The organism is Sporosarcina sp. P32b, assembly GCF_002743335.1.
Lineage (GTDB): Bacteria > Bacillota > Bacilli > Bacillales_A > Planococcaceae > Sporosarcina.
This window is the reverse complement of the sequence record NZ_PDZB01000001.1, coordinates 138958-151973: the sequence shown is the minus strand read 5'-3', so window position 1 is coordinate 151973 and position 13016 is coordinate 138958. Positions and strand designations below refer to the sequence as shown.

General features: G+C 42.3%; 12 protein-coding genes. 1 reads left to right on the top strand and 11 read right to left on the bottom strand.

Going from position 1 to position 13016, the window contains the following annotated elements; genetic code table 11:
* The 10 genes from smc to CSV64_RS00675 all read right to left on the bottom strand — a co-directional run bounded on the left by smc (position 1) and on the right by CSV64_RS00675 (position 12341).
* Positions 1-3558 (bottom strand): chromosome segregation protein SMC, encoded by a 3558-nt coding sequence (gene smc / locus CSV64_RS00720; RefSeq protein WP_158232989.1) that lies wholly within the window; start codon positions 3556-3558, stop codon positions 1-3.
* A gap of 2 nt (positions 3559-3560) precedes the next feature.
* Positions 3561-4328 carry a ribonuclease III gene (rnc, locus tag CSV64_RS00715; RefSeq protein ID WP_099633143.1) on the bottom strand — a complete coding sequence of 256 codons (768 nt, stop codon included), beginning with the start codon at positions 4326-4328 and terminating at the stop codon, positions 3561-3563.
* Positions 4329-4434: 106 nt separating this feature from the next.
* Complete coding sequence (locus CSV64_RS00710; RefSeq protein WP_085133672.1) at positions 4435-4674, bottom strand: acyl carrier protein; 240 nt, start codon at positions 4672-4674, stop codon at positions 4435-4437.
* A gap of 111 nt (positions 4675-4785) precedes the next feature.
* Positions 4786-5532, bottom strand: a complete 747-nt coding sequence (gene fabG / locus CSV64_RS00705) for a 3-oxoacyl-[acyl-carrier-protein] reductase (RefSeq protein WP_099633314.1) — start codon at positions 5530-5532, stop codon at positions 4786-4788.
* Entirely contained in the window at positions 5532-6476 is a 945-nt protein-coding gene (gene fabD / locus CSV64_RS00700; RefSeq protein WP_099633142.1) for an ACP S-malonyltransferase, read from the bottom strand. The genes fabG and fabD overlap by 1 nt, the downstream gene beginning before the upstream one ends.
* Positions 6473-7465 carry a phosphate acyltransferase PlsX gene (plsX, locus tag CSV64_RS00695; RefSeq protein WP_099633141.1) on the bottom strand — a complete coding sequence of 331 codons (993 nt, stop codon included), beginning with the start codon at positions 7463-7465 and terminating at the stop codon, positions 6473-6475. Before plsX ends, fabD begins: the two co-directional genes overlap by 4 nt.
* Positions 7466-7471: 6 nt before the next feature.
* Complete coding sequence (fapR, locus tag CSV64_RS00690; protein WP_099633140.1) at positions 7472-8044, bottom strand: transcription factor FapR; 573 nt, start codon at positions 8042-8044, stop codon at positions 7472-7474.
* Between the two features lie 101 nt (positions 8045-8145).
* Positions 8146-10185, bottom strand: coding sequence for an ATP-dependent DNA helicase RecG (gene recG / locus CSV64_RS00685; RefSeq protein ID WP_099633139.1), 2040 nt, complete (start codon positions 10183-10185; stop codon positions 8146-8148).
* A 119-nt stretch (positions 10186-10304) separates the two neighbouring features.
* On the bottom strand, positions 10305-11960 hold the full coding sequence (locus CSV64_RS00680) for a DAK2 domain-containing protein (protein WP_099633138.1): 1656 nt from the start codon (positions 11958-11960) through the stop codon (positions 10305-10307).
* Between the two features lie 18 nt (positions 11961-11978).
* Positions 11979-12341, bottom strand: coding sequence for an Asp23/Gls24 family envelope stress response protein (locus tag CSV64_RS00675; RefSeq protein WP_085428607.1), 363 nt, complete (start codon positions 12339-12341; stop codon positions 11979-11981).
* Positions 12342-12555: 214 nt separating this feature from the next.
* Between CSV64_RS00675 and rpmB the strand changes: the two genes are divergently transcribed.
* Positions 12556-12744 (top strand): 50S ribosomal protein L28, encoded by a 189-nt coding sequence (gene rpmB / locus CSV64_RS00670; RefSeq protein WP_029052334.1) that lies wholly within the window; start codon positions 12556-12558, stop codon positions 12742-12744.
* Positions 12745-12845: 101 nt separating this feature from the next.
* Here the strand turns inward: rpmB and spoVM are convergent, their stop codons facing one another.
* A complete protein-coding gene (gene spoVM / locus CSV64_RS00665) occupies positions 12846-13007 on the bottom strand; it encodes a stage V sporulation protein SpoVM (protein WP_099633137.1) in 162 nt (53 codons plus the stop codon).
* Positions 13008-13016: the final 9 nt, after the last annotated feature.

Sequence of the window (13016 nt, the reverse complement as noted above, 5' to 3'; positions counted from 1 at the left end):
TTAGCTACTGATTTCTTCTGCCACTTCAGATAGTTTAACAGAAAGTAGTTTCGAGACACCTGATTCCTGCATCGTAATGCCATATAGGACGTCCGCACCTTCCATCGTACCTTTTCGATGTGTGATTACGATGAATTGTGTCTGATCCGAAACTTTCTTCAAATAATTACTATATCGTACTACGTTCGCTTCATCCAGTGCAGCTTCCACTTCATCGAGAATACAAAATGGAACAGGGCGAACTTCTAAAATAGAGAACAACAAGGAAATAACGGTTAATGCGCGTTCTCCGCCGGATAAAAGACGTAAATTCTGCAATTTCTTTCCTGGGGGTCGTGCCACGATATCAATCCCAGTAGTGAGTAAGTTCGTTGGATCTGTTAAAACTAGATCTGCTTCTCCACCACCAAACATATCCTTAAACACGCGACGGAAATGACTGCGGATCGCCTCAAAGGTTGTCTCAAATCGACTCTTCATTTCCTGATCCATTTCTGCCATGGCTTCTTGTAACGTATTTTTAGCTTCGACTAAGTCATTGCGCTGTGATTGCAAAAATTCATGACGCTCTGATACCTCTTCGAATTCCTGAATCGCATTCGGGTTAACCGGTCCTATAATTGCTAGTTGTTTCTTACAATCTTCCACTGTTTTGCGAAGTAACGGAATGTCCAATGACTCAATCTGCAATTCATTCGGTCTTAAACCGTACTCTTCATCCAACCGATCCCTGACCGTTTCATATTGCGTTTCAAGTCTGGATAACTGGATCCTCATTGTGTTTAAGCGCTCTGAAATAGTGCTTACTTGTTGTCGGATCGTTTTTATACGCTGTTCATGGTCGCGAACACGTTTAGCTTGTTCAACACGCTTAGCTTTCTCTACCTCAATCGTTTGTTGCACGTATTGTTTTGCATCATTCGCTAGTTGACTTCGCTTCTCTATTTCTTCAGGAGTTAATTCTTTGCCAATTACAAACTCCTGCACATATTGCTGTTCTTCTTGCAAGCGGCTAATTGTTAACTCTAATTCATTTAATTGAGTGATCGTTTCTACTATACTGCTCGAATGATAGGCGGTTTGCTCTTTTAATACAGCGATTTTTTGCTGTAGATCATGCAATCTCTTCTGTAATAACTGTTGCTCTTCGCGTCTGTTCTCTACCAGTCTCTCCAAGCTCTCTAGCTTTTCCAACGTCTCTTGAAGTTCACTTTTCAATGCTTCATGATGAGTTTGTAACTCTTGTTTTTTAGTAGATAACTGCTTTTCTGCAGAAACTGTATCTGTACGCCCGATTTCAATTGTGGATATTTCCATTTCGACGGAACGCAATTCCATTTCTGTTTCCTGTAAAGACGCATGAATAAAGGACTTTTTCTGTTGGGTTTCTTCTAACTTTACGCGCAATTGATCACGAAGATGTAAACTCGCGCCAACTAAATTGCGAGTTTCAGATGTTTGTGCAGTAGCCTGTTGAATCGATTCGTCCATTTGTTGTAATTGATTTGAAAGTGTCTCCAGCTCCGCCTTACGGGAAAACAACGTGGACTGACCTTTCGCACCACCACCCGTCAATGAACCGCCTGCGTTGATAATATCCCCATCGAGTGTCACTATGCGATAACGATGGCCTATTGTCTTTGCTAAACCTGATGCGGCTTCTAAATCACTAGCAATAATCGTCTGGCCCAATAAGTTTTTGGCGACTGATTCATAGGCAGCGGACGTTTGAATCAGTTCAAACGCAGTACCGATGAACCCTTGCCGTTGAGTGAGTATTTGCCGGCTATTCATAGGAAGCTCACGCGGCTTCAAGATATCCATTGGTAAGAACGTAGCGCGACCGAAGTTTTTCGTTTTTAAATAACCGATAGCTTGTCTTGCATCACGCTCAGTCGTGGTAATGATGTGTTGCATGGCACCGCCAAGAGCTGTTTCGATTGCCTTTGTATAAGCCGGCTCTGTCGTAATGAGCTCCACTACAGCCCCTTCGATTCCTTGTATACGTTGTTGTTGCTTCGCATGAAGTACTTCTTTGACACCAGAATAGAACCCTGAAAAATCCTTTTCAAGACTTTCCAGGGCACGAAGTCTTCCTTGCATTTCAGATTGTTTTCGCAATGCTTTCTGCAAAATTTGCTGTTGTGTAGATAGACGCTGCTCTTCATCTGTTAATTGTTGTTGACAAGTTCTAGCTGACTTCTCTAGCTCGTCTAGCTGTTGTTGAACGGTATTCATTTGCTGAGTCTTTTCCCGCTGTTCTTTAGCAAGTTGTTGTTTGCGTTCGGAAAGCAACGTAGTCTGAACCGTAATCTTTTCTGTAGAAGACTTTTCTCCCTGAAGCCGCTCCTCTACATGCTTGATCTCACTACGCACAGTAGCCTCTTCATTGAGACGCTCAATATAGACCGATTTTAACTGTTCAATTTGCTGTTCAGTTTCTTTTAATGAACTGTTTAACATGGCCGTGACTTGCTTACTTTCTTTTGTAACTTCTTCCAGTTCATGCTTGGCCGCTTTCTGCTTCATCTGCATAGTACTAAGTTTATCTTTGGCCATTCGGTGTGTTTGCTCTGCAGTTTGTAGCTCTTGTCTAATGCGCTCCACTTGCTGCTTCGTATTGCGGGTCTTTTCAACGGACAGTAATCTTCTACCTTCCCACTTTTCCGCTTCAGCTGTCTGTTTGATCAATTCGTTTTGGAAATCATCCAGTTGCAACTCTGCTTTCATCAGGTCTTTCTTGTCAAGATCAAGTTCCTGTTCATATTGTGTGAGAATCGCTGAAATCTTTCGCTGTTCTGCTTCATCATTGTTCACAACTACCTCTTTTTCAGAGATCTGCTGTTGCAAGGCAGATGCATCGTGATGGAGTAAACGAACATCTGCCTCTCGAAGTTCAGTACGCAAATTAGACGCTTTACGAGCCAAACCCGCTTCCCTTTCAAGGGGGACGAGCCGATCATCGATTTCTTTTAGTATATCCAGTACTCGATCTAAATTATCAGTTGTCTCAAACAATTTATGCTCCGCCTGCAGTTTATGAGTTTTATACTTCAAGACACCTGCCGCTTCGTCAAAGACATTACGTCTTTCATCCGCACGACTATTCAAAATCTCATCTACCCGACCTTGCGATATAATAGAGAATGCTTCTTTACCTAATCCTGAATCCATAAATAGCGCGGTGACGTCTTTTAATCTGCAGGTCTGACCATTCAGTAGGTATGCACTATCTCCGGATCGAAAAACCCTTCTCGTTACACTGATTTCAGTGTAGTCAAGTGGAAATAGATTTTGTGTATTATCCAAAATGAGTGTGACTTCTGCAAAATTAACCGCTTTCCGAGAATCACTACCTGCAAAAATGACATCTTCCATTTTACTGCCACGCAATGATTTTGCAGATTGTTCACCCAGCACCCAACGAATCGCATCAATAATATTACTTTTTCCACTTCCATTAGGTCCTACGATGGCCGTTACTCCCGGTACGAAATCTATATGGATTTTTTCCGCGAAAGATTTAAAGCCTGCGATTTCCAGCCTCTTCAAAAACACGATTAGTTCTCCCCTTCGGTTGTCTGCATCAATAAATATTCTATCGCTCGACGGGCAGCTTCCTGTTCTGCTTCTTTCTTGGATTTACCGATTCCTTTTCCAAGTTGTTGTTCATTGAGGTTAACTACAGTAACAAACTTTTTCGCATGTGCAGGACCTTTTTCTTCAATGACTTCATATTGAAGGGGTCCGTTATTTTTCTGCTGCACCAACTCTTGCAGGCGGCTCTTATAATCTGTCACATGCGAAAAAGCTCCGATACTAATTTTCGGAAAAACGATTCGCTTTAGAAACTCTTCAACGACTTCCATGCCCTGATCCAAGTAGAGCGCACCGATATATGCTTCAAATACATCCGCTAGTAATGCTGGACGCATTCTACCTCCAGTTAGTTCTTCTCCCTTACCAAGAAGAATATAATCTCCAAAGTTCAATTCATTTGAAAACTTGACTAGTGATGGCTCACAAACAATCGCTGCACGAAGTTTCGTTAGTTCCCCTTCGCTTTTTGCCGGTTCTGTACGGAATAAAAATTTGGATACTCCTAGTTCTAATACGGCATCTCCAAGAAACTCCAATCGTTCATTATCGGAAAATTTCTTGCGACGGTGTTCATTGACATAGGATGAATGGGTGAATGCATTATACAATAAATTATCATCCTTGAATTGAACGCCTAATTCCTGCTGGAGCGTACTGAATTTCTCGCGTACAGCTTGTGGCAATGTAGGGTGTGATACGGTTTCTTTCGAAGTTCTTTTATTTTTCATAAACTACTCTGCCTCTCATCTATTAATAGTCTGTACACACTTGTAAAGCGAAAAGAGACGCTTTCTCCTTTTCAGATGAAAGGAAGAAAGTGTCTCACCAAAAAGGTCATTCGCCTACTTTTGCTGTAATGTACGTTACTGCATCTCCGACAGTTGCAATTTTCTCTGCATCATCGTCAGAAATTTCCGTTTCAAACTCATCTTCAAATTCCATAACAAGTTCTACTACATCTAGTGAATCAGCTCCTAGATCCTCACGGAAAGAAGCCTCAGGTTTTACTTCGCTTTCATCGACGCCTAGACGGTCGACAACTACTTTTGTTACGCGCTCAAGTACTGTTGACAACATAGTCACCTCCTCTCAAGGCCAAAGTCGGCTCATTAGCTACTATTGAATTATAGAGGGTAGTCCCCTCGTTACGCAACCATAAATAGCCCTTTCAAAGAAGTAGTTCGTTTACATCACCATGCCGCCGTCTACATTGATGGTCTGACCGGTTATATATTTAGCTTCATCGGATAGTAAGAATGCAACGGTGCCCGCTACATCTTCCGCACTTCCTAGCTTGCCTAAAGGGATAGTTGACAATAATTGCTCTTTCATATCATCGCCCAATTCATCTGTCATATCCGTCGTGATGAATCCTGGAGCAACAGCATTTACTAAAATATTACGCGCTGCCAATTCTTTTGCAGTTGTTTTCGTCAAACCAATGACGCCTGCTTTTGCCGCCACATAATTTGCTTGCCCTGCATTTCCCACAACACCTACGACAGAAGCCATATTAACGATTCTTCCTGCACGCTGACGCATCATTTGGCGCGTAACAGCTTTTGTACAGAGGAATACCCCTTTTAAGTTAATCGATAATACATCATCCCACTCGTCTTCTTTCATGCGCATCAATAAATTATCTCGCGTGATACCCGCATTATTGACGAGGATATCAATACTACCGAATTGTTTAATTGTCTCATCCATCATAGCTTTTACTTGATCAGCATCGGAGACATTTGCTTGAAATACAAGTGCTTCCCCGCCTGCAGAACGAATTTCAGCCGCTACAGTTTCTGCACGATCTTGGCTACCGCTATAATTGACGACTACCTTAGCACCTTCTGAAGCTAAACGTAAAGCGACAGTGCGCCCAATCCCTCTGGATGCCCCTGTGACTACCGCCGTTTTTCCATCGAATCTTCCCATCATGACCATCCTTTCGCTTCTTCAAGCAACTTTTCAAGCGTTTCTTCATCATATACTGGGTACACTTTAGCTGTACGGTCAATTTTACGAATCAGTCCGCTCAATACTTTTCCTGGCCCACACTCTACGAAACGAGTTACACCCAATTCAAGTAGTTTTTCAATAGACTCTTCCCAGCGTACGGGTGAGTACAATTGTTCAACCAATATTTTTTTTATTTCATCCTGCTTCGTTACTTCATCCGCTGTAACGTTTGCAATGATCGGGATTTCTGCATCCTTCATATCGATGCCTTCAAGCGTCTTTTGTAACTCTCCGGCTGCAGGTTGCATGAGAACGGAGTGGAAAGGTCCACTTACATTCAAGGGCAATGCACGTTTCGCACCTGCTTCCTTCAAAGCTGTACATGCTTTATCCACACCTTCTTTTGCGCCAGAAATAACAATTTGCCCAGGGCAGTTTAAGTTGGCTGGTTGTACAGGATGTCCTGACTCGGTGATATTCGCTGTGATCGACTCCAATACATCACGATCCATTCCAAGTATGGCTGCCATAGCACCTTTACCCGCTGGTACAGCTTCATTCATATACAAGCCTCTTTTATGAACGGCCACTACCGCGTCTTCAAATGAAAGAACTTTGGACTCAACAAGAGCTGTATACTCACCTAGACTATGTCCCGCTGTATAGTCTGGAGTAATGCCTTCTTCTTCCAAACGTGCTGCGATCATCGCTCCAACTGTGAGTAGAGCCGGTTGAGCATTATAAGTTAACGTCAATTCATCTTGAGGGCCTTGGAGCATCAATGAGCTCAGTTCAAAACCAAGAGCTTCATCAGCTTTTTGCATGAATGCCTTACACGCTTCATTCTTCTCTGTGAATACTTTCCCCATCCCTACAGCTTGTGAGCCTTGTCCCGGGAAAACAAATGCCAGTTTACTCAAGATTCCTCTTCCTCTCCGATTGTTTTTTTAATCGTTTCGCATACTTGGTATTGTACCATGGTTCTGGCTTGGCGAACTGCATTAAAAAGTGCATTGGCATTCGATGAACCATGTGCTTTGATGACAGGATGATTCAAACCAAATAAGCCTGCTCCACCATACTCCGAGTAATCCATCTTCTTCTTCAAACCTTTGAGATCATCTTTCACTAATCCCGCGGCAAGCTTGGTTTTCAACGAAGACATGAACACATCTTTGATCATGGAAAACACATTCATGGCAGTGCCTTCAATAGTTTTCAACACCATATTCCCAGTAAAGCCGTCCGTAACAACTACATCCGCCACGCCATTCAACAAATCACGCGACTCCACGTTACCAATGAAATTAATGGGTGCAGCTTGTAACTCTTCGTAGGCATGTTTTGTCAGCTCATTACCTTTTCCAGCTTCCGTTCCAATATTTAATAGTCCTACACGAGGCTTGTCGATTCCGCGTACTTTCTCAGCATAAATACTACCCATGACAGCAAACTGTGCCAATTGTGTAGGTTTACTGTCTGAATTCGCTCCAGCATCTAACAATACGAAACCACTACCGTCAATCGTCGGTAATGTCGGTGCCAGTGCAGGTCTTTGAATGCCATCCAAGCGCCCCACGATAAAGAGTCCTGCCGACATGAGTGCACCTGTATTACCAGCTGACACACATGCCTGTGCTTCTCCGTCTTTTACAGCTTGCGCCATACGAACCATGGAAGCATCTTTTTTCTTTCGAATTGCACGCACGGGCTCATCATCAGGTTCAATGATTTCAGAGCAGTGCACTACTTGAAGACGTGGATGCGTTTCGAGGTATGGGGCCATTTTTTGCTCATCACCAAATATATGTATCGTTATGTCATCAAATGCATGAAGACTCTGTAATACTCCTTTAACAATCTCTCCGGGTGCGTTATCTCCACCCATTGCGTCTACTGCAATAATCATATGTACTTACCCGCCTTTTTTTGTTGTACGGTACATCTGAAACTCTCCCGAAAAAACAGGCTCATTTTCTACTGTTGATAGGACATCGACGACCGTACTTTTATTTTTCAAGGTTTCCTTGCGCACAGTAGCACGAGACACTACACGATCCCCGGCTCTAACCGGCTTTTGGAAGTGCAGTGTAGAACGAACCGTCAATGCCAAATCATCATCTAAGACTGCAACAGCCAATGAATTCGCCTGAGCAAACAAATGATGACCTCTGGCAATACCATTTCGTTTAAAGACATGCACATCTTTTACATCAAAGATTGAAATTGCTTTATCATCCAATTCCACATCAATAATTTCTCCAAATATTTCTTCAGCTTGCATAGACTTCACTGTACCTAACATTTGTTGTGACGCTACGGTTTTTAACCGCTCTCTCAATTCTGGAATATGACACTCTAGCCGATCCAATCGAACGGTTTGAATGCTCACGGAAAAATGTCTAGCAATGTCTTCATCTGTCAGAAATGGATCTCCTTCAAGCAGCGTTACGAGTAATTGTTGCCTCTCCTGTTTCGGAACTCTCAATTACTACATCCCTCCAGATTAGCACTTGGTATTAATACTAAGTATATAAAGAGGCATATCAGATTGCAAGTGGTTATCTAATATACTATGTTTCACTTCTATCAGTCTATCCGCTTATCAGTGAGTGCACCTGACTGTTCAAGACGTCCACGTAACGTAGCATACTCATCATTTTTCCAAAACGTATCCGAATTCAATAAGCGTTCCGCATCCTCACGGGCTATAGAGAGTGCTTTAAAATCATGGACCAAGTCTGCCATTTTAAATTCCGGCATTCCACTTTGCTTCCTGCCGAAAATATCTCCTGACCCTCGCAATTCCAAATCTTTTTCCGCTAAAACAAATCCGTCATTTGTTTCTGTCATCGATTGCATCCGCATCTTTCCTTCTTCTGTTGAAGGATTAGCGAGCAATACACAATATGACTGATCTGATCCTCGTCCAACGCGCCCCCTTAATTGGTGTAACTGAGCTAGGCCAAATCTTGTTGCATCATAAATCAGCATAAAAGTTGCGTTCGGCACATTGACGCCTACTTCTACAACTGTCGTGGAAACAAGGATGTTTAACTGTCCTTCGCTGAATTCCCGCATGACCTGATCCTTCTCAGCTGAAGGCAATCGACCATGCATCAAACCTACCGTATAGCGACCACCGAAATAATTACTCAATTCGGCGTGCACCTCTACTGCGTTCTGAACATCCAATTTATCGGATTCCTCGATTAATGGACAAATGACATACGCCTGCCTTCCCCCACGCAACTCTTTTTCCATCTTCTGTAACACAGGTATTAAAGAGTCTTCCTTCAACCAATGTGTTTCAATTTCTTTCCGCCCTGCTGGTAATTCGTCTAAGATCGAAACATCCATTTCACCAAATACCGTTATCGCTAATGTTCTTGGAATAGGAGTCGCAGTCATGAATAGCACATCAGGGTTTAAGCCTTTATCACGCAAGACACGACGTTGTTGCACTCCAAAACGGTGTTGTTCATCCGTCACGACAAAGCCCAGTTTATGAAACTGCACTTCAGGTTGGATGAGCGCGTGCGTTCCGATTAGCAAGTCAATATCCCCCGCTTCTAAGCGTTCCAGCAACTCTCTTCTTGCTTTCGCTTTTGTAGATCCAGCAAGAAAAGCGACCGTCACACCGAATGGTTCGAACCAGTTGGCTAATAATTCGGCGTGTTGTTCAGCCAATATTTCTGTCGGTGCCATCAATGCTCCTTGAAATCCTGCTGTAACTACTGCATACAGAGCGATGGCTGCGACAGCTGTCTTACCTGACCCCACATCTCCTTGCAGTAATCGATTCATGCGGAGTGGTGATTTCAGCTCTGCACATAATTCATTCACTACACGTTTTTGCGCATTCGTTAATTCAAATGGCAACGTACTGATGAACTTCTTTAGCAAATCCAAATCGTATTGGATAATAAGTCCTTTTTCTTGTTCTTTACGTAGTTTTTTCATTCCTTGTATTTTCAACTGAAACAGTAATAATTCTTCATAAACGAAACGTCTACGAGCATGCTTCACGTCTTCAGCTTTAGTTGGGAAATGGACCATTTCTAAGGCTTGCGCTATAGAAGGTAGCTTGTATGCTTGCATCATCTCGACCGGTAGTGTCTCTTCTATATCTTGAGCTGTTAAGTCTATTACAGTTCGCATATAGCGACGAAACGTTTTTTGATGCATAATCCCCTTCAAACTATAAACCGGCTCAAAGTCAGTTTGCTCACCTGTATGTAGACGATTCACCGTAATCGTTTGACGGCCCCGATCCCATGCACCGGTAACGTTTATTTGCATTCCCGTGATCAGACGATCTTTTAAGTAATGCTGATTGAAAAATACAGCCTTCACCAAATGATGGCCGACCAATAAACGGACTTGCATTCTTGAACGGTTTTTCCCGGAATAAAACACTGCCGGTTCGGACTCTACCCGACCTTCTACTGTGACACGCTCACCATGCGGCGTTTCAGTCAAATCTTTCATACGAAAATCCTCGTGACGATATGGGAAAGTATACAACAAATCTTCAATCGTCAAAATTCCCAGTTTTTCAAATTGTTCAGTGGTTGCTTTGCCGATTCCTTTTACTGTACCTACACTATTTTTCAAGATGTTCTCCACGTGAATATTACCTCCTTTCTATAACCTGGTTAGAAAACGAATGTTCTTCTTTTCAGTTTACCATGAAAAGACAGGAAAATAAAAACGTTGTCCCTACTTACAGGACAACGTAATGTATTTTATTCAACAGAGATAATATAAGGATAGAGCGGTTGTTTACCAGCATACAATTCTATATCCACATGCTCGAATTGTTCCTCGATATAACCACTAATCTTTTCTGCTTCTTCAGCGGTTACATCTTCACCATAAATAATTGTGACGATCTCATCTTCTTCATCAATCATAGAAGAAATGAGGTTCTTCGTCACGCCTTCCAATGAAGATTCGGAGCTAGTGATTTTCCCTTGTGCGATTCCCATGAAGTCGTCTTTACGGATCGTTACACCATCAATCGATGTATCACGAACAGCATAAGTGACTTGACCGGTTTTAATAACAGATGCCGCTTGTAACATTGCTTTGGCATTCTTTTCTACCGTTGCTTCAGGGTTGAATGCCAAAATAGCCGCTAAGCCTTCCGGTACGGATTTCGTTGCTACGACTGCAGCTTCAATCTCCAACACTTCAGCCGCTTGTTCAGCAGCCATGATGATGTTTTTATTATTCGGCAAGATCAAAACTTTTTCTGCACCGATCTCTTGAATTGCTTTAACTATATCCTCCGTAGAAGGATTCATCGTTTGTCCGCCCTCGATCACGGCAGATGCTCCGATACTTTTTAGAAGTTCTGCAATTCCTTCGCCCATCGAGACCGTTACGATCGCGTATTTATGCTGGACTGGTTTCGAAATTGACGCTTCATCTCGATCCATAATATCACTATGTTGTTCACGCATATTATCGATCTTCATCTTCGTCAATGAACCATACTTCTGCCCGTAAGATAAAGCATCTCCAGGTTCTTCCGTGTGAATATGTACTTTTACTACTTCATCATCCGAAATGACAAGCAGTGAGTCACCTAGTTCGCTTAGATCTTGACGGAATATAGCCTCATCAAATGGTTTACCGAGCAACTTAGCCGAATCCAATTTGACCATGAATTCCGTACAGTAGCCGAACTCGATGTCTTCTGAGTTCATGAATCCTTGTATACTGCGGTGGTGCTCTGTCATAACTAAGTCATCCATTGAGTGCATGACTACCTTCTCAGGTAAGTCTTCACCTTTTAGGCATGCCAAAAATCCTTCATATACGTAAACGAGACCTTGTCCACCACTGTCTACTACTCCCACTTCTTTTAACACAGGCAATAGATCAGGTGTCCGTTTCAGCGAAGCTTTAGCCTCTTCCACAATAATTTCTAGTAGTGCTGTTAAATCCGATGAATCTTCTATATGCTCAACTGCCGCGTTTGCTGCATCTTTGGCGACTGTCAAAATGGTTCCTTCTACAGGTTTCATAACAGCTTTATAGGCTGTATCCACACCATATTTAAGTGCTTCCGCAAATTGCTTTACGTTTACTTCCGCCTCATTCTCAATTTGCTTGCTGAACCCTCTGAATAACTGAGATAAAATTACACCAGAATTTCCACGAGCACCCATAAGCAACCCTTTTGAAAATGCCTGTGCCGTCAAACCGATATGTTCCTGAGCATTTCTTTCTGTTTCTTTCGCACCGGATGTCATGGATAAATTCATATTCGTTCCCGTATCGCCATCTGGCACCGGGAATACATTTAAAGAATCCACATAATCCGCATTTTGATGAAGATGATGCGAACCCATTTCTACCATCTTCGCAAATTGCAATCCATTGATTGAACTCATTGACTAAAAGGCCTCCTTTTACACGTTCGTTACACGAACACCCTGAACAAAAATATTTATAGAACTCACTGATAGCCCCAATGTCGTTTTCACTATATATTGCACTTTTGATTGTACTTGATAGGCGACTTCAGTAATTTTCGTGCCATAGCTCATGATGACGTAAATATCGATATGGAATGCATCGCCTTCGTTACGTACAATTACGCCACGGGAAAAGTTTTCTTTGCGAAGAATTTCTGTAAGACCATCGCGAATTTGGTGTTGGGAAGCCATACCCACAATTCCATAACATTCGACCGCAGCCTCTCCAACCACTTGCGCAATTACATCATTTGTAATATCTATCGTACCATGCTCATTTTTCAGTTCGATTGACATTCCTCTTCTCCTCCCCATCTCTAGACACATCATACGTACATTATACGGTAATTCATCAGGAATGAAAGTATTGAAACCCTTAAAATATAGTGTAAAGGAAAAAACCTTGAGAGTATCAAAATAAAATGTTGCATCGACTCGATGCTTATGATAAAGTACTATGGTATGCGAATTGTAACGTGAATCGCTAAATAATTCACGAGGAGGAACTAAAATGGCTAAACAATGTGTTATTACTGGACGTAAAGCTCGTTCTGGAAACACTCGTTCTCACGCTTTGAACTCTAGCAAGCGCACTTGGGGCGCTAACCTTCAAAAAGTTAGAATCCTAATCGACGGCAAACCTAAACGCGTTTGGGTATCTGCAAGAGCTTTAAAATCAGGCAAAGTACAACGAGTATAATGATTAAAAGCTGAAAGCACCGGTTAACCTCGACAAATGGTCGAGGAATCACCAGTGCTTTTTTGCTTATGTAAAATCAAAAAAAAACACAAAGCACCTTCTTAGGCGCTTTGTGATTTTTCTTTTTTGCGTTTTTTTGTCTTGGCGGCTTTTGGATTGGCAGCAACGGTTGATTTAGTACGGCCATCCTTTTGAAAAGCTACTGCGCACTTTCTCACAATGTTACTGACAAACTTCGGAAGCGTGAATGTGTATACTCGCAAATCCCCCAA